Source organism: Streptomyces barkulensis (assembly GCF_002843305.1).
Lineage (GTDB): Bacteria > Actinomycetota > Actinomycetes > Streptomycetales > Streptomycetaceae > Streptomyces > Streptomyces barkulensis.
Map to the genome: position 1 here is coordinate 21,786 of NZ_PGSG01000029.1, position 17,607 is coordinate 39,392.

Annotated in this window: 11 protein-coding genes; 8 read left to right on the forward strand and 3 right to left on the reverse strand. The window is 72.3% G+C overall.

Annotation, left to right across the window (positions count from 1 at the left end; all coding sequences use genetic code 11):
* Positions 1-139: 139 nt before the first annotated feature.
* From CUT83_RS06840 to CUT83_RS06850, 3 genes are all read left to right on the forward strand, one after another.
* Entirely contained in the window at positions 140-6,664 is a 6,525-nt protein-coding gene (locus CUT83_RS06840) for a polymorphic toxin-type HINT domain-containing protein (protein ID WP_240958329.1), read from the forward strand.
* 112 nt (positions 6,665-6,776) lie between these two features.
* On the forward strand, positions 6,777-7,055 hold the full coding sequence (locus tag CUT83_RS06845) for a hypothetical protein (RefSeq protein WP_101254985.1): 279 nt from the start codon (positions 6,777-6,779) through the stop codon (positions 7,053-7,055).
* A gap of 89 nt (positions 7,056-7,144) precedes the next feature.
* Positions 7,145-7,648 carry a hypothetical protein gene (locus CUT83_RS06850; RefSeq protein ID WP_101254986.1) on the forward strand — a complete coding sequence of 168 codons (504 nt, stop codon included), beginning with the start codon at positions 7,145-7,147 and terminating at the stop codon, positions 7,646-7,648.
* A gap of 168 nt (positions 7,649-7,816) precedes the next feature.
* On the opposite strand, the gene CUT83_RS06855 is transcribed toward CUT83_RS06850, so the two are convergent.
* Positions 7,817-8,161, reverse strand: coding sequence for a hypothetical protein (locus CUT83_RS06855; RefSeq protein ID WP_101254987.1), 345 nt, complete (start codon positions 8,159-8,161; stop codon positions 7,817-7,819).
* A 275-nt stretch (positions 8,162-8,436) separates the two neighbouring features.
* Between CUT83_RS06855 and panD the strand changes: the two genes are divergently transcribed.
* Positions 8,437-8,853, forward strand: coding sequence for an aspartate 1-decarboxylase (gene panD, locus CUT83_RS06860; protein ID WP_093662665.1), 417 nt, complete (start codon positions 8,437-8,439; stop codon positions 8,851-8,853).
* Positions 8,854-8,953: 100 nt separating this feature from the next.
* Here panD and CUT83_RS06865 read toward each other — a convergent pair whose 3' ends face one another.
* Complete coding sequence (locus CUT83_RS06865) at positions 8,954-10,180, reverse strand: trypsin-like serine peptidase (RefSeq protein WP_101254988.1); 1,227 nt, start codon at positions 10,178-10,180, stop codon at positions 8,954-8,956.
* Between the two features lie 284 nt (positions 10,181-10,464).
* Here CUT83_RS06865 and CUT83_RS06870 point away from each other — a divergent pair, with 284 nt between their 5' ends.
* From CUT83_RS06870 to CUT83_RS06880, 3 genes are all read left to right on the forward strand, one after another.
* A complete protein-coding gene (locus CUT83_RS06870; protein WP_420882485.1) occupies positions 10,465-12,480 on the forward strand; it encodes an IucA/IucC family protein in 2,016 nt (671 codons plus the stop codon).
* Positions 12,481-12,509: 29 nt separating this feature from the next.
* Entirely contained in the window at positions 12,510-13,340 is an 831-nt protein-coding gene (locus CUT83_RS06875) for a GNAT family N-acetyltransferase (RefSeq protein WP_240958323.1), read from the forward strand.
* 67 nt (positions 13,341-13,407) lie between these two features.
* Positions 13,408-15,486, forward strand: a complete 2,079-nt coding sequence (locus tag CUT83_RS06880) for an ATP-dependent DNA helicase (protein ID WP_101254990.1) — start codon at positions 13,408-13,410, stop codon at positions 15,484-15,486.
* A 194-nt stretch (positions 15,487-15,680) separates the two neighbouring features.
* Here the strand turns inward: CUT83_RS06880 and lexA are convergent, their stop codons facing one another.
* Positions 15,681-16,487 carry a transcriptional repressor LexA gene (gene lexA, locus CUT83_RS06885; protein ID WP_101254991.1) on the reverse strand — a complete coding sequence of 269 codons (807 nt, stop codon included), beginning with the start codon at positions 16,485-16,487 and terminating at the stop codon, positions 15,681-15,683.
* A gap of 407 nt (positions 16,488-16,894) precedes the next feature.
* On the opposite strand from lexA, the gene nrdR reads away from it, so the two are divergent.
* Entirely contained in the window at positions 16,895-17,524 is a 630-nt protein-coding gene (nrdR, locus tag CUT83_RS06890; RefSeq protein ID WP_101254992.1) for a transcriptional regulator NrdR, read from the forward strand.
* Positions 17,525-17,607: the final 83 nt, after the last annotated feature.

The following is a 17,607-nucleotide window of genomic DNA, read 5'->3' on the forward strand; positions in this document are numbered from 1 at the left end:
CCTGCTCACCGCCGAGACGGCGCTCGTCGTCGCCACGTCGGGCCAGGCCGTCGCGCTCCCGGCGAAGAAGACCCAGGCCCCGGCCCGGCCGGAGGGCGGGAAGGGGCCGCGGAGCGCCGCGGACATCCCGTCGGCGAAGGTGGCCGCGCGGCTGTCGGGCAAGCGGGTCGAGGCGCTGAGTGAGCGGACGGAGACCTCGACGACGTGGGTGAACAAGGACGGCAGTCTGACCACCGAGCTGTCGGCCGGCCCGGTCCGCTTCCAGCGCGACGGCGAGTGGGTCGAGGTGGATGTCGATCTGGTGCGGCGGCCGGACGGCTCGGTTGGGGCCGCCGCCCACCCGGCGGGGCTGAGCCTGGCGGGCAAGGGCGGCGCGCTGCCCAAGTCCCTGGCGGCGGCGGAGAAGGCCCCGGCCCGTGACCTGGTGACGCTGGGGGAGGGCGAGGAGCAGATCACCCTGCAGTGGAAGGGCGGCCTGCCCGCCCCGAAGCTGGAGGGCACCCGCGCCACCTACGCCGGTGCGCTGCCGGACGCCGATGTGGTCGTGGAGGCCACCCGGACCGGGTTCGAGCAGTTCGTCGAGATCGACAAGCGCCCCGCGGCGAAGGAGTACTCCTACACGCTGCCGCTGAAGACCGACGGGCTGAAGATCAAGCAGCAAAAGGACGGCAGCCTGCTGTTCACCGACACCGCCTCGGGCAGGAAGAAGCGGGCGGTGATGCCCGCACCGGTGATGTGGGACGCCGCCGTGGACGAGGTCTCCGGTGAGCACACCAACCGGGCGAAGGTCGACTGGAAGGTCGTCAGGACCGGCGATGGCGTCGATCTGGTCATCACCCCCGACGCCGACTTCCTCGCCGACCCGGACACCAAGTACCCGGTGACGGTGGACCCCTCCACCTCGGCGCTGTCCAACGTCTTCGACACCCTGGTCAAGCGCGGTGAGACCACCGACTGGTCCACCAACACCGAACTGCACCTGGGCAACCCGGGCACCACCAACCCGGACGGCACCACGAGGCTGTCGCGGTCGTTCATCACCTGGAACACCGCGCCGATCTCCGACGCGCTGGTCACCGGCGCGAAGCTGTCGCTGTGGAACGTCCACTCCGGCAACTCCGACTGCAAGCCGTACGGGTGGACGATCTGGGAGACCGGCGCCCCCTCCACCGCCACCCGGTGGGACAACCAGCCCTCCTGGGTCGCCCAGCGCCACTCCTCCACCGAGACCAAGGGCCGCGCGGCCTGCGGCGGGGCGGGCTGGATCAACGCCGACGTCACCGGTCTGGTGCAGACGTGGGCGTCGGCGAAGACCTCCCGCGGCCACATGGGCCTGCGCGCCGCCACCGACGCGACGACCCACTGGAAGCAGGTGAGCTCCGCCAACGCCGCCGCCAACCCGCCGAAGCTGGTGGTGAACTACAACTACCGGCCGCGCACCGGCACCAAGCAGGAGGCCGGCCCGCCGTACTTCTCCTACAGCGGCGCCTATGTGGTCAACACCACCACGCCCACGCTGCGGGACACCTTCGTCGACGCTGACGGGGACAAGGTCAACGGCACCTTCCAGATCTACGACAACGCCACCAACACCCAGGTCGGCGACGTGATCGTCTCCAAGTACGTGCCCAGCGGGCAGGTCGCCTCCGTCACCGTCCCCGCCGGGGTACTGGCCAACGGCAGGACCTACAAGTTCCGCACCAGCCCGTACGACGGGGCGCACTACAACACCGGCTGGTCGGCGTGGAAGACCTTCACCGTCGACACCACGGCCCCCTCCGCCCCCACCAAGATCACTTCCACAGACTACCCGTCGGGTTCCTGGGTCAAGGGCGCCGGACAGGCCGGCACCTTCACCGTCACCCCGCCCGCCGGCAGCGACCACAACTGGCTGGAGTGGACGCTGGACGGCGTGACCTGGACCAAGGTCGCCACCGGCGGCTCCAGCGCGAACAAGGCCCTCTCCGTCACCCCGCCCAAGGACGGCACCCACACCCTCCAGGTGCGGGCGGTGGACAAGGCCGACAACAAGTCCGACGCGATCGAGTACACCTTCCACGCCGGGCCCGGCGGCTTCCTCCAGCCGGCCGACGGCGAGCGCACCGCCCGCCGCCTGCCGCTGGTCGCCGAGGCCGACGGAGCCAAGTACGACGCGGTGTCCTTCTCCTGGCGCCGCTCCGAGGCGGACGACTGGACGCGCATCCCGGCCGGGGACGTCACCTCGGGCGGCACGGCGCTGACCGCCTGGCCGGTGCCGCTGACGAACGGCAGGAACGCGCGGCTGGTGTGGAACGCCACCGACACCGTCGACCCCGACGGATCGGTGCAGATCAAGGCCGACTTCACCGGCCCGGGCAGCGCCTCCGGCGCCACCGAGCCGCTGACCGTCGTCGTCGACCGCAACGCCACCGGCGCGGCCACCAGCCAGGTCGGCCCCGGCTCGGTCAACCTCCTCACCGGCGACTACACCCTGTCGGAGACCGACGCCTCCGCGTTCGAGATGTCGGTGACCCGTACCGCCTCCTCCCGCACCCCCGACAAGGGGGCGACGCAGGAGGGGCAGGCACCGATCTTCGGCAAGGAGTGGGTGACCGGCACGGCCGCGGAGCTGACCGACTCCGACTACACCCACCTGCGCAGGGTCTCCGACACGGCCGTGGACGTGGTGCTGGAGGAGGGCGACGCGCTCCATTTCACCGCCAACGCCGCGAAGAACGGCTGGATTCCGGAGCCCGGGGCGGAGGACCTGACCCTGCGGGGCAGCGTGACCGGCTCCTTCACCCTCACCGACACCGAGGGCACGGTCACCACCTTCACCAAGCCCGACGCGGCGGCCACCACCTGGCAGGTCTCCTCCACCCTGCTGGACGGCCTGACCAACTCCACCACCACCGTCGTCTCCGAGACGGTGACCGTCGACGGCAAGAAGCTCGCCCGCCCCAAGCGGGTCATCGCCCCGACCTCGGCCGCCACGATCGCGGCCTGCACCGCGGACCCGGCCACCAAGGGCTGCCGTGCGCTGGAGTTCGTCTACGCCACCGCCACCACCGCCACCGCCGACGCCTTCGGCGACTACAGCGGCCAGGTGAAGGAGCTGCGGCTGTGGTCCACGGCCCCCGGCGCGGCGAACGCCACCGCCAAGGCGGTGCAGACCTACGCCTACGACGCCTCCGGCCGACTGCGCCAGGCATGGAACCCGCTGATCACCCCGGCGCTGAAGACGGAGTACGCCTACGACGCCGCGGGGCGGGTCACCCAACTCACCCCGCCCGGCGAGCTGCCGTGGACCTTCGCCTACGGCAAGGCCGGCAGTGCCTCCACCGCCGGTGAGGGCATGCTGCTCAAGGCCACCCGGCCGGGTCTGAAGCAGGGCACCGCCGGCACGGTCGAGGGCACCGCGGCCACCAGCGTCGTCTACGGCGTACCCCTGACCGGCAGCACCGTCGCCCCCTACAACATGGGCGCGAACGACGTCAGGACCTGGAGTCAGCTGGACGCCCCCACCGACGCCACCGCGGTCTTCCCCGCCGACGCCGTCCCCGCCTCCCACACCGGCAGTGCGCTGACCCCGGCCGCCTACCGGCGGGCCCAGGTGCACTACCTGGGCGTCTCCGGACGCGAGGTCAACTCCGCCGCACCCGGCGGTCACATCTCCACCACCGAGTACGACCGCTTCGGCAACACCGTCCGCGAACTGTCGGCCGCCAACCGGGCCGTCGCCCTGGGACTGACGGCCGGGGACCGGGCCGCCCAGGCCGATCTGGGCATCGCCCAGCTCACCCCGGCCGAGCGCGCCGACCTGCTGGCGACGAAGTCGGTCTACAACGACACCGGCACCCGGGAATTGGAAGAGTTCGGGCCGCTGCGGCGCGTGGACCTGACCGCCGACCTGAAGTCGGGCACCACCACCCTGGTCCCGGCCGGCACCTCGGTCACCGCCCGGAGCTGGACGGCCAACGAGTACGATGCCGGACGCCCGACCGACGGCACCGCCAAGGTCAGGGACCAGGTCACCAAGGTCACCACGGGCGCGCAGGTGCGTGAGCACCCCGCCGTGCACGGCGAGACCCGAGCGGTGCAGACCGTCTACGACTGGGCCAAGGGCCTGCCGGTCAAGTCGATCCAGGACCCCGGCGGTCTGGCGATCACCACCACCACCGAGTACGACGGGCAGGGCCGGGTGATCAAGACCATGAACACCGGCAGTACCGGAACCGACGCAGGTACGGTGGTCACCGCCTACTGGTCCGCGAGCGGCACCGGCGCCTGCGCCGGACGCCCCGAGTGGGCTGATCTGGTGTGCTCGGTCGGACCCGGCGGAGCGATCACCGGCGGAGGATCCAACCCCGCCCAGCTGCCGACCACCACTACCGAGTACGACTGGTGGGGCAACGCGGCCAAGGGGGTCGAGACCGCCAATGGCGTCACCCGCACCACCACCACCGCCCATGACGCCGCGGGGCGTCCCACCACGGTGAAGATCACCGGTGGGGTCGGCCAGGCGGTGCCGGAGGCAACCACCGAGTACGATCCGGCCACCGGACAGGCCGTCAAGACCGTCTCTCCGACCGGCGGCACGATCACCCGGGCGTACGACAAGCTCGGTCGCATCATCTCCTACACCGATGCCGACGGGGGAAAGACCACCACCGAGTACGACCTGCTCGACCGGCCGGTGAAGGTTTCCGACACCGTCCCGTCCACCGTCACCTACACCTACGACCACGCTGCCGAGCCCCGAGGTCTGGCCACGAAGACCACCGACTCCGTCGCCGGCACCTTCTCGGCCACCTACGACGCCGACGGCTCTGTCGCCACCGAGAAACTGCCCGGCGGCTACACCCTCACCGTTACCGAGGACACAACCGGCTCGACCACCGACCGCACCTACACCCGCGACAGCGACGGCACCGTCGTGATGTCCGACTCGGTCACCGAGTCCGTCCACGGGCAGAACACCAGCCATGCCGGCTGGTCCGACCAGACCTACCGCTACGACGCGGCAGGCCGCCTGGTCACGGTCGAGGACACCGTAGAGACCGTTTGCACCCGCCGGACCTACGGCTTCGACAAGCACAGCAACCGCACATCCCTGACCACTGCCGCCGGAGCCCCCGGCGCCGACTGCCCCACCACCGGAGGAACCACCAGGACACACACTTACGACAGCGCCGACCGCCTCGTCGACTCCGGTTACACCTACGACGCGTTCGGCCGTACCACGGCCCTGCCCGGCGGCGTGAGCGTGGGCTACTACGCCAACGACCTCGCCTACCAGCAGACCGCGAACGGCAAGCGCCAGACCTGGAAGCTCGACGCCAACCTGCGCTTCCGCTCCTGGACGGTGGAGACCAACAACGGCGGGACCTGGTCCCCGACCGACAACAAGGTCAACCACTACGACGGGGACAACGACAATCCCCGCTGGATCGTCGAGAACACCGCCACCGGCGCCCTGACCCGCAATGTGGACTCCCTCTCCGGAGACCTCGGTGCGATCACCAGCGGCACCGGCCACACCGTGCTCCAGCTCAGCGACATCCACGGCGACGTCGCTCTGCAGCTCCCGCTCGCCGCGGGGGAGGCACCGGTAGCCCTGGACACCGATGAGTACGGCAACCCGCGCGGCAAGCAGGACGCGGCCCGCTACGGCTGGCTCGGCGGCAAGCAGCGCTCGAGTGAGACCGTGGCCGGCTACACCCTCATGGGCGTACGCCAGTACAACCCCGCCACCGGCCTTTTCCTGTCCGTAGACCCCGAGCAGGGCGGTAACGCCAACGCCTACGAGTACTGCAACGCCGACCCCGTCAACTGCTTCGATCTCGACGGCAAGTGGAGCTGGCGCAAGGCGTGGCGCAAGACCAAGCGCTGGGCGTGGCGCAACAAGTGGGACATCGCCCTCACCGCGGCCGGTTTCATCCCCGGCCTCGGCGCCGCGGCCTGGGGTTACCGCGCTTACCGTGGTTACCGCGCCATCCGGGCCGCGCGGACCGTCGCACGCAGTTGCCGCCGTAACTCCTTTCTTCCCGAGACGCCGATCGTCATGGCCGACGGGAGCACCAAACCCATCAGCGAGGTGAAGGTCGGCGACCGTGTGCTTGCGGCGCACGAGGTGACAGGCGAGATCACCGTCTCCCCCGTCACCGACGTCATCATCGGTGACGGGCTCAAGGACTTGGTCACGCTGTCGGTGGACGCAGACGGCGACGGACGGTCCCAGCAGATCACCGCCACGGCCGAGCACCCCTTCTACGCCCAGGGACGGGGGTGGGTCAACGCATCCGAGCTGCACACCGGGGAGCGCCTGATGACCCCGGAGGGGCCGGTGCCCACCGTCACCGGCACCAGCCGCACCCAGGAGATCCGCACCGTCTACAACCTGACCGTCGCCGGCAGCCACACCTTCTTCGTGGTGGCCGACGGCCAGTCGGCGCTCGTCCACAACTGCGGCCCCAGGAACAGCAGCAAGTGGTTCTCCAACAGGAGGAAGGCGTACCAGCAACGCAGGAAGGACTACAAGCGGCTGACCCGCAGGGGATACAGCTGCGAACTCCGCGGTCCCTGCAGCAGTGGTGGTCACTCCCACCTCACCTGGCGCAAGAACGGCCGGTGGGGAACCATCCACTACCGCTGGCACGGCCGTGGCCTGGGACGACGAGGCTGACCACGCCGCAGTCCTAAGCTGGTTCATGCAGTTCCCCCGTCAGGGGGCAGGTGGCGAGGCCGCACCGTGTGCGGCCTCGCCACCCTCATCGGAGGGAGTGAACGTGGGAGACATGACCGCCAAGGCGCGAGTGGCAGACCTTGTCGTCGCGTACGCGGTCCTGGTCGACGCGACGAATGCGTGCGATGCCCTGGACGAGGTGGTGGTGGCCGCCGACACCTGGGCTTCGGCCACGGATCTCATCCGGGCCTGCGGCTACCTCAAGGTCCCCAGGCGGGCCACGAGCGGCAGGATCGCGGCAGAGGCGATCGAGACGGCCCTCACGGATCCCGGAACGGTCTTCCGGAAACGCTTTATGTCGGACACACCGTGGGCACCCGCCGCGAGGTAAGGGAAAGTCCCGTCTTCGCGGGGCGGTGCGACGGAAGAAGTACGTGTCCCTGCGCCCGGACACGAAATCCGCTGGAACGGTTGGCAACCATGAGCATTCAGAATTCCCTCGAAGGTCTCGTCAGCGCGCTGCGCCGCCACGCCGAGCTGATGTCCACGCCCGACACCGCGGGAAACGCGGGTGTCGAAGCGTTCCAGGAGCTTAGGAGGGCCGCTGTGGCATATGGCCGAAGCGTCCGTGAAGAGACACGGTGGGACAGTCCGTTCGCCGAGATCGAGGAGGACGAGGAGGACTTTGTGGCGGACGAGGGGGATCTCGGGGAGATCTTCGGCGCCGGGCCCGGCGAGAGGCACTTCACCGTGTCGGGCACCTGGACGTTCGAAGTGACCGACGAGGAGGCATGGCTCGAATACGCCAGACAGCTGCTGGCCGGCGTTCCGGAGGAATCCCTTCAGCTGAACGGAGATCCGGCTGAAGCTGCCGCAGCGGTGCTGGCTTACAGCGACCTCTTCGCTCCTCTCGCGGGTCACGGTGTCATCACTGCCGAGCAGGACTGGACCGTCCAAGGCACGGGCGACGTTCTGGAGGGTTGAATCTCCCCGCGGGATTCACCGAGCGGGTGCAGGTGGGTGAGTGACACGGCTGTCGGCCCGGCCGTTCGGGCCGTGCCCGCTCACTCCTTCGGCGCGGACATCTGCGGGGACGGCAAGGCCGGGAACGGCTCGCGTGCGGGCGGCTGACCGCACGAACCGCCACGCCTCTCAGCAGGACTGCTCGACGTAGAGCAGTCTCCTCCCGTCCTCGGACCGTCCGCGAAAAGCTGAGTAGATGGGGTGGTCCTCACGGCCGAGGCGGTCTTCGACCTCGGCCCACGCCGCTTCCCTGTCCTGCGCCGCCGTCCCGACGCGGCGCAGGACATCGCCCGCGCCGTCACCGATGATCACCACGTCGGCCCGGCGCATGAGCCGCCTGGCCATCCGGGCGTCGAGCGGGTGCTTGGTCAGCACCCATGCCTCGCCGTCGCCGTCGACGAGGAGCCCCGCGGTCGCCGGAGACGGGACGAACTCGCCGCCGGTCTCCTCCGCCGGCCCCAGCGACTGCAGCATCCGCGCGAAGCCTCCGCTGCGGCGAGATGGTTTCTTCGGCACGCGGACAAGTCTCCCGCCCCCGGCCCCGGAGCACCACGTCCACAGACCCGTCGGCATCATGTGCGGTATGCGGTGCCGTCTCCCGCGCCACGGGCCGCGGGAGGCGGCGGCGGGCCGACCGTGATCCGGGTCACGCTCCACCAGGTGGCCGGGGGCTCGGCCGTACGATGGGCAAGACGGCGCGCATCCCGCCCCGGGAGCGCGACCCTACCCACCATCGAGGAGTCGGCACCGTGCTGCGCACCATGTTCAAGTCGAAGATCCACCGTGCCACGGTCACCGAGGCGGATCTCCACTACGTGGGGTCCGTCACGATCGACGCGGACCTGATGGAGGCCGCCGACCTGCTGCCCGGAGAACTGGTCCACATCGTCGACATCACCAACGGCGCCCGCCTGGAGACCTACGTCATCGAGGGACGGCGCGGCTCCGGTGTGATCGGGATCAACGGCGCGGCCGCGCATCTGGTCCACCCCGGGGACCTGGTGATCCTCATCAGCTACGCGCAGATGGACGACGCCGAGGCCCGCTCCCACCGGCCCGCGGTGGTGCACGTGGACGCCGACAACCGCATCGTGGAGCTGGGCAGCGACCCGTCCGAGCCGGTGCCCGGCAGCGACACGGTGCGCAGCCCGATGGCCATGGTCTGACCGTCCGGCGTGGCACTCCCGCACCCGCGGACAGGCCGAGGGCCCCGCCGCTTCCCTCCGGGGAAGCGGCGGGGCCCTTTGCGTACCGTCTCCGGCGCGCTCAGTTCTCGCCGGCGAACTTCTCGCTGACGCCCTCCAGGACGCCCTCGGCCTCCTCGCCCAGCCGCGGCCCGGCCAGCCAGGTGTGGTCGATCGTGCCGATGGAGGTGACCGACACCAGCGTCCGCTCGCCGGAGCCCCCTCCGGCGAACCAGCCGCCGCCGGAGGAGCCGCCGGTCATGGTGCAGCCGATGCGGTACATCGTGGACTCCGACTCGCTCAGGGTCAGCCGGCCCGGACGGTCGGTGCAGGTGTGCATGGTGAGCCCGTCGAAGGGCGGGGCGGCGGGGTAGCCGTAGGCCCGTACCGAGGAGAGCGAGGCCACCGACGGCTTGCCGAAGTCGACCGGTACGGCGGTGCCGACGGTCTCCTCCAGCGACTTGCCGCCCTTGTCCTCGGCCTCCACCCGCAGCACGGCGAAGTCCTGCGAGGCGCCCAGACCGCCCGTCTCGGCGCCGTTGGAGATCCAGTGCTCGGTCGTCTGCGCCCAGGTCGCCCAGAACACGCCGTGCGGCGCGACCTCGGCCGGGGACGCCTGCTCCAACTGGGAGGCCTTCAGCGCCGAGTCGTTGTAGGCGGGCACGAAGACGACGTTGCGGAACCAGCCGCCGTCGGAGCCCGCGTGCACGCAGTGCCCGGCGGTGGCCACCAGGTTGGACTTCCCCGGGCTGCGGGGGTCCTCGACGACGGTGCCGGAGCAGACCATGGGGCCCTTGGGGGTGTCCATGAACACCTTGCCCACCGCCGGAGCGTTCTCGCGGTACGGCGCCGTGACCGGCCGGGCCTTCTTCGGCGCGGGGTCGGGGTCGGTGACGCCCTCGTCCCCCTCACCGCCCGTGCCGCCGCCCGTGCCGCCGTCGTCGACGTCGGAGTCGACCCTGCGGTCGTTCTCCTCGGCGTCCTTCATCCGGTCCGGGTTCCACAGGCCCTCGATGATCGGGTTGACGAAGTCCCTGGCCTCACGCAGCCAGTCGTCCTTGTCCCAGTTCCGCCACTCCCCGTTCTTCCACTTCTCGGGATCGAAGTCCTTCAGGGCGGCGGGCAGTTCCTCCGGCAGACGGAGACCGTCGATGCCGGGTCCGCCCTTCCCGTCCGGCGCGGTGACGCTGGGACTGGCCTGCGCACCGGCCTCTTCGTCCGCGGGACCGCACGCGGCGGCGGTGACGGCCAGGGCCGCGGCGATCGCCGTTGCGGCCAGTGCGGACCGCCTCCTGCTCGTAGCTGACATGAACTGAGAATCCCCCTGAGACGGAACGCTGCGCCTACCGGCCTGCCATGGGCCCCGCCGAGCGGGGCGGGCCCCACTATGCCGGTGCTTCGGGGGACGGCGTACGACGGGTCCGCGGTTCCAACTCGCCCGGGAGACGGGGATCTCGCCCCGGACCGTGATCCGGCGGAGGCGTCGTCGTTGGTACGGGCGAAGACACGGTGGCGCTCTTGCCGGCGACACCGTGCCACGGGAACCGGACGACCACGCACCGGTGCGGTGCCCTCACCCCCAGGGAGACTTCCGTGAACGCATGTCCCGCTCCGGACGGGATGACGACGCAGGAGGCGGCGGACCCGGCGGGAGAACGGCCCGCCGTGATCGCGGACCCCGCCGTCCCCACCGAGCCCGGCGTACCCCGGCAGCCGCGCCGCGCCGTGCCGCCGGCGCACACCGGTGGGCGGGAGGCGGGCGATTTGCCGGAGCACCCCGACCCGCTGGAGCACCCCGACCCGGTCGCGGCCGCCGATGCCGCGGCCGCCGAGAACCTGCTGCGCTGCTGGGTGCGGGAGAACGACCTGCCCCGGCCCCAAGGGTCCGGCGGAGCGGGAGGCCCCGGCGGAGCAGGCGGCCTCGGGGGCGGGACCGTTCTCCGCGTCGCCCTGGCCTCCTGCGGCCTGGTGCTGCGGGTACCGGTCCGCCACTGGTCCGCCACCGGCTGGCACCGCTTCGGTCCGCCGGCCCTGGAGGGTGCCGCGCCCGGCACCGCCCCCGTCGACGCGGTGACGCTGGCCGCGCTGCTGGCGCGGGAGGCCGCGCACCGCGGCCCCACAACCCCGAAGCCCGCGGTGGGGGAGGGCGCTGAACTGGTCGGCCGGGTCGCCGACTCCGTACGCCGGACCGCCGTCTTCCTCGCCGACCGCCGCGCCCGACCCGAGAGGCCGCCCACCGCCGACCCGTTCCTGGACGGCGAGCAGTCCCTGATCCTGGGGCATCCGCTGCACCCGGTGCCCAAGAGCCGCGAGGGCATCACCGAGGCGGAGGCGCGCGACTGGTCCCCGGAGCTGCGCGGATCCTTCCCCCTGCACTGGATGGCCGTCGACCGCTCCGTCCTGGCCTCCGACTCCGCCTGGACCGACCGCGGCCGGACCGTGCCCGCCGAACGGATCGCCGCCGAACTGGCCGGGCCCGGCCTGCGCCTGCCCGAGGGGACGGTCCCCCTTCCGCTGCACCCCTGGCAGGCCCGCGAGGTGCGGCGCCGCCCCGCCGTCGCGGCGTTGCTGGAAGCCGGTCTGCTGCACGACCTCGGCCCGCACGGCGACCCCTGGCACCCGACATCCTCCGTGCGCACCGTCCACCGGCCCGGCGTACCCGCCATGCTCAAGCTCTCGTTGGGGCTGCGGATCACCAACTCCCGCCGGGAGAACCTCCGCAGGGAACTGCACCGCGGAGTGGAGGTGCACCGGCTGCTGCGCACCGGCCTGGGCGCGCGCTGGCGGACGGCCTTCCCCGGCCGCCCGGGCTTCGACATCGTGCGAGACCCCGCCTGGCTCGCCGTCGACGACGGCGGCGGGGAACCGGTGGCCGGACTGGACACCGTCATCCGCCACAACCCCTTCGGACCCGGCGACGACGCCGTGTGCCTGGCCGGGCTGACCTCCCCCCGGCCCTGGCCCGGAGATCCCCGCGGCGCGCTCCGCTCCCGGCTGGCCGACGCCGTCACCCGGCTCGCGGCCAGCACGGGACGGCCGGTGGCCACCGTCGCCGCCGAGTGGTTCCTGCGCTACCTCCACACCGTCGTCCGCCCCGTGCTGTGGCTGGACACCGAGGCGGGTGTCGCCCTGGAGGCGCACCAGCAGAACACCGTGGTCCTGCTCGACGGCGACGGCTGGCCGGTGGGCGGCCGCTACCGCGACAACCAGGGCTACTACTTCCGCGAGTCCCATCGCGAGGCGCTCCGGCGGCGCCTGCCGGGCATCGGCGCCGACAGCGACACCTTCGTCGCCGACGAGGTCGTCGACGAGCGCTTCGCCTACTACCTGGGCGTCAACAACCTGCTGGGTCTGATCGGGGCGTTCGGTTCCCAGGGCCTTGCCGACGAGGGGCTGCTGCTCTCGGCGCTGCGCCGCTTCCTCGCCGGCGCCCACCGCCCCGGCGGCGGCGCCGGCGGGTCGCCGCTGCCCGCCCTGCTGCTGGACTCCCCCGTCCTGCGGTGCAAGGCCAACCTCCTCACCCGGCTGCACGGACTGGACGAGCTGGTCGGGCCGGTGGACACCCAGTCCGTCTACGTCACCGTCACCAACCCCCTGGTGAAGCCCTGAACCGCCCGGACCGCCCAGGAGGCACCGCCATGACCACCGGTGTTCCACCGGCCCGCCCCGCATCCGGCGCACCCGCCGTGTTCGCTGCCGCGCGCGTCCCGGCGGACGTGACGCTCCCGCCGGCCTCCGGTGCCCCCGGCCCACGGCTGCCCGTCGGCCCGTCCGTCGGCCCGCCCGCAGGCCCGTCCACCGCGCCGTACGGCACCGCGCCGTACGGCACCGCGCCGTACGGCACCGCGCCGTACGGCACCGCGCCGTACGGCACCGCGCCGGAGCCAGTGCCGCGGCCGGATCCGCTGGACGCCGTCGCCGACTGGGGGCCGGTCACCACGGCCGCCGGGGTCTTCCGGCTCGTCCCCGTCCGCCTCGAACGCGATCTGCGGCTGATCACCGCCTGGATGAACGACCCCGCGGTGGCGGCCTTCTGGCACCTGGCCGGCCCCGCCGGGACCACCGCCGCGCATCTGCGCGCCCAGATCCGCGGCGACGGGCGCAGCGTGCCGTGCCTGGGGGTGCTCTGCGGCGTCCCCATGAGCTACTGGGAGGTCTACCGAGCCGACCTCGACCCACTCGCCCGGTACCACCCGGTGCGCCCGCACGACACCGGACTGCACCTGCTGATCGGCGATGCGGCGGACCGGGGCCGCGGTGTCGGCACGGTGCTGCTGCGGGCGGTCTCGGACCTCGTCCTGGACCGGCGGCCGATGTGCGGCCGCGTCATCGCCGAGCCCGACATCCGCAACGTCCCGTCCGTCTCGGCCTTCCTGCGGGCGGGCTTCCGGCTGGCCGCCGAGACCGACCTCCCGGGCAAACGGGCCGCCGTGGTGGTCCGCGACCGGGCACCGCGCCACGCCCCGTGACCCTCCGGGTGGGCAGCGGGCCGTACCGGGCACGGCTGTCGGCGGCACCGCGTAAGGTGGCGGTCCTATGACCAAGCCCGCCCTCACCGACCTCCTCCACGCCGCGGTCACCGCCGTCGGAGGCACCGAGCGACCCGGCCAGGTCGCCATGGCCGAAGCCGTGGCGGAGGCCATCGACAGCAACGTCCACCTGCTGGTCCAGGCGGGCACCGGGACCGGCAAGTCGCTGGGATACCTGGTGCCCGCCCTGGCACACGGCGAGCGCACGGTCATCGCGACCGCGACGCTCGCCCTGCAGCGGCAACTGGTCGAACGCGACCTGCCGCGCACGGTTGAGGCACTCCATCCGCTGCTGCGCCGCCGCCCCGAGTACGCCATGCTCAAGGGACGCTCCAACTACCTGTGCCTGCACCGCCTCCACGAGGGGGTGCCGCAGGACGACGAGGACGGTCTGTTCGACCCCTTCGAGGCGGCGGCCCCCACCAGCCGGCTGGGCAAGGACCTGCTGCGGCTGCGGGACTGGGCGGACGAGAGCGAGACCGGTGACCGCGACGATCTCACCCCGGGCGTCTCCGACCGGGCCTGGTCCCAGGTGTCGGTCTCCTCGCGGGAGTGCCTGGGCGCCACCCGCTGCGCCTACGGGGCGGAGTGCTTCGCGGAGGCGGCGCGCGAGCGGGCCAAGCTCGCCGAGGTGATCGTCACCAACCACGCGCTGCTGGCCATCGACGCCATCGAGGGCGCGCCGGTGCTCCCCGGTCACGAGGTCCTGATCGTCGACGAGGCGCACGAACTGGTCTCCAGGGTCACCGGGGTGGCCACCGGCGAGCTGACGCCGGGCGGGGTCAACCGGGCGGTGCGCCGTGCGGCCAAGCTGGTCGACGAGAAGGAGGCCGACCGGCTGCAGACGGCCGCGGAGGGCTTCGAGCGGCTGATGGAACTGGCGCTGCCGGGCCGGCTGGAGGAGATCCCCGAGGATCTGGGGTACGCCCTGACGGCGCTGCGCGACGCGGCCCGCGCGGTCATCACCGCGCTGGGCAACACCCGCGACCGGTCCGTCCAGGACGAGGACGCCGTCCGCCGCCAGGCCCTGGCCTCGGTGGAGAACGTCCACGCGGTCGCCGAGCGCATCGTGCAGGGGCCGGAGCACTCGAAGTACGACGTCGTCTGGTACGAGCGCCACGACCGCTACGGCGCCTCGCTGAGGGTCGCCCCGCTGGCGGTCTCCGGGCTGCTGCGGGAGAAGCTGTTCGAGGACCGGTCGGTGGTCCTGGCCTCCGCCACGCTCAAGCTCGGCGGGGACTTCGACGGGGTGGGCGCCTCCCTGGGGCTGAGTGCCGAGGGACGGGTCACGGAGACCGGCGGTGCGGCCGAGCACTCCGGGAGCGCCGGCGCCGCCGACGGGGACGGCGCCGCCGACGGGGACGGAGACGGGGAGGGCGCGGCGGAGGCGGACACCGGAGTTCCGCGGTGGCGGGGGCTGGACGTCGGCTCGCCCTTCGACTACCGCAGGCAGGGCATCCTCTACGTCGCCCAGCATCTGTCGCCGCCCGGCCGGGAGGGCAGCCGCGGCGACATGCTGGACGAGCTGACCGAGCTGGTCCGGGCGGCCGGGGGACGGACCCTTGGGCTGTTCTCCTCGATGCGGGCCGCCCAGGCGGCGGCCGAGGAGCTGCGCGGGCGGCTGGACGTCCCCGTACTGCTGCAGGGCGAGGAGACCCTGGGCGAGCTGATCCGGCGCTTCGCCGCGGACGCCGAGACCTGTCTGTTCGGGACGCTGTCGCTGTGGCAGGGCGTGGACGTGCCGGGCCCGAACTGCCAGCTGGTGGTGATGGACCGCGTCCCGTTCCCGCGCCCCGACGATCCGCTGATGAGCGCCCGGCAGAAGGCGGTGGAGGAGGCGGGCGGCAACGGCTTCATGGCCGTGGCGGCCACCCACGCCGCGCTGCTGATGGCGCAGGGTGCGGGCCGCCTGGTGCGGGCGACGGGGGACCGGGGCGTGGTCGCGGTGCTGGACCCGCGGCTGGCCCGGGCGCGCTACGGGAGCTTCCTGCGGGCCTCGATGCCCGACTTCTGGTACACCACCGACCGCAACCAGGTGCGCCGTTCGCTGGCGGCCATCGACGCCGCGGCCAAGGAGGGCGTGTAGAGCCCCGGTAAGGCAGGGCAGCCGCGCAAGGCGGCCCCCGGCCCCCGGCCCCCGGGAGCCCGGCGCAGGCCCGGTGCTCCGGCAGGCCCGGAGCGTACCGGAGCGCAGGGCACAAGCTGGGCCCCGGGACCGGCGCAGTGGTCCCGGGGCGGTCCGTTCCGGCCGTCGTGCGGCCGGTTTCGTGCTGCGGCGCGTCAGACGCGCCGCAACACCGCCACGACCTTGCCGAGGATGGTGGCCTCGTCACCGGGGATCGGCTGGTAGGCGGCGTTGTGGGGGATCAGCCACACATGCCCGTCCTCGCGCCTGAAGCGCTTGACGGTCGCCTCGCCGTCCAGCATGGCGGCGACGATGTCACCGTTCTCGGCGACCGGCTGGCGGCGCACCGTGACCCAGTCGCCGTCGCAGATCGCCGCGTCCACCATGGAGTCGCCGACGACCTTGAGCACGAACAGCTCTCCGTCGCCGACGAGCTGGCGGGGCAGCGGGAAGACGTCCTCCACCGACTCCTCGGCGAGGATCGGGCCTCCGGCGGCGATCCGGCCGACCAGGGGGACGTAGGAGGCGGCGGGCTTGCCGGTGGTGTCGGTGGTCTGACTGGTGGGCGCGTCCGAGGCGCGCACCTCGTAGGCGCGGGGACGGTGCGGGTCGCGCCGCAGGAAGCCCTTGCGCTCCAGCGCCATCAGCTGGTGGGCCACGGAGGAGGTGGAGGACAGGCCGACGGCCTGTCCGATCTCCCGCATCGACGGCGGGTAGCCGCGGCGCTGCACCGAGTCGCGGATCACCTCGATCACCCGGCGCTGCCGGTCCGTCAGCCCGGAGCTGTCGGCGCGGATCCCCGGTGGACGGCCGGGCAGCGAGCGGGTGGGCCTGGGAGCCTCCGCGCCGCCGGCCGCGCCGTCGGACGCGCCGGGGGCGGCGTTTGCCTCCTGCACATGATCGGCGCGGCCCCGGGAACGGTCCCGTGCGGCGATGGTGGCGCTCTCTGCGGTGGTGGTCACGTCGGCCCCTCTCAAGCGGTTCTCCCTGGTTGGACAACGGTATGTGCTTTCGAAAGGTTGCGCCAAACACACGTTCGAGTGAAATTTCGCAGATTGCCTGACGTGATCGATGAGGGCGGTGTATGGGCTGCGGGACGCCTCCGATCGCTACGGTAGCCTCTCGTACGTTTGCCGTTCCGGCGTTTCCGGCACGCATGGCGTGTTCGTCAAGCAGCCACCAGATGTAGTGGTTAGATGTTCGGTGGCTGCCCAGAAGTTGTGGTCCCCCGGTCCTGAGGGGCGGCGGGTATCACCTATGCTGGTGGCCGCTTCCGAGGCCCGTCCACCGGGTACTCGAATGCGTGTCCAATGCTGTTCTGCTGCGCCGCTCATGCTGCGCCATCGAGGGTGAAGGAGGGTGGGAAGCGATGCACTGCCCCTTCTGCCGGCACCCCGACAGCCGCGTCGTCGACAGCCGCACCACCGACGACGGCACCGCGATCCGCCGGCGCCGCCAGTGTCCGCACTGCTCCCGCCGCTTCACGACGCTGGAGAACGCGTCGTTGATGGTCATCAAGCGGAGCGGGGTCACCGAGCCCTTCAGCCGGGACAAGGTGATCGCCGGGGTGCGCAAGGCATGCCAGGGACGTCCGGTCACCGAGGACGCGCTCGCCAAGCTGGGCCAGCGGGTCGAGGAGGCGGTACGCGCCACCGGAAGCGCCGAGCTGTCCACACATGACGTCGGGCTGGCCATACTCGGCCCGCTGCGGGAGCTGGACCTCGTGGCGTATCTGCGCTTCGCCTCCGTCTACCAGGCGTTCGACTCGCTGGAGGACTTCGAGGCCGCGATCGCCGAGCTGCGCGGGGAGCGGGCCTCCGCCGACCGCGTCGCCTCCGGCGACCGCGCCGGCGGAGGCGACGCGGCCCCGGGCAGAACCACGGCCGCGGGAGGCGGAGCCGGGGAGGCCGGGGACGGAAGTGACGGCGGGGGCGAAGGTGACGGCGGGGGCGGCGAAAGCCCCGCCGCCCCGCCCGCGCCACTGGCCGCCGGGAACTGAGCGGCCCCGCACGGACCGGACCGGAGCGCGTCGCGCTCCGGCCATCGAAACGAACACCACACCCCGGGAAGTGCGGGGTGTGT

What these genes read in the sequence shown, in the direction of transcription:
- CUT83_RS06855 (WP_101254987.1), bottom strand. Translation starts at nt 8,161, where the DNA reads ATGCTGCAGTCGCTGGGGCCGGCGGAGGAGACCGGCGGCGAGTTCGTC.
- CUT83_RS06845 (WP_101254985.1), top strand. Translation starts at nt 6,777, where the DNA reads ATGACCGCCAAGGCGCGAGTGGCAGACCTTGTCGTCGCGTACGCGGTC.
- CUT83_RS06850 (WP_101254986.1), top strand. Translation starts at nt 7,145, where the DNA reads ATGAGCATTCAGAATTCCCTCGAAGGTCTCGTCAGCGCGCTGCGCCGC.
- nrdR (WP_101254992.1), top strand. Translation starts at nt 16,895, where the DNA reads ATGCACTGCCCCTTCTGCCGGCACCCCGACAGCCGCGTCGTCGACAGC.
- CUT83_RS06880 (WP_101254990.1), top strand. Translation starts at nt 13,408, where the DNA reads ATGACCAAGCCCGCCCTCACCGACCTCCTCCACGCCGCGGTCACCGCC.
- CUT83_RS06875 (WP_240958323.1), top strand. Translation starts at nt 12,510, where the DNA reads ATGACCACCGGTGTTCCACCGGCCCGCCCCGCATCCGGCGCACCCGCC.
- CUT83_RS06865 (WP_101254988.1), bottom strand. Translation starts at nt 10,180, where the DNA reads ATGTCAGCTACGAGCAGGAGGCGGTCCGCACTGGCCGCAACGGCGATC.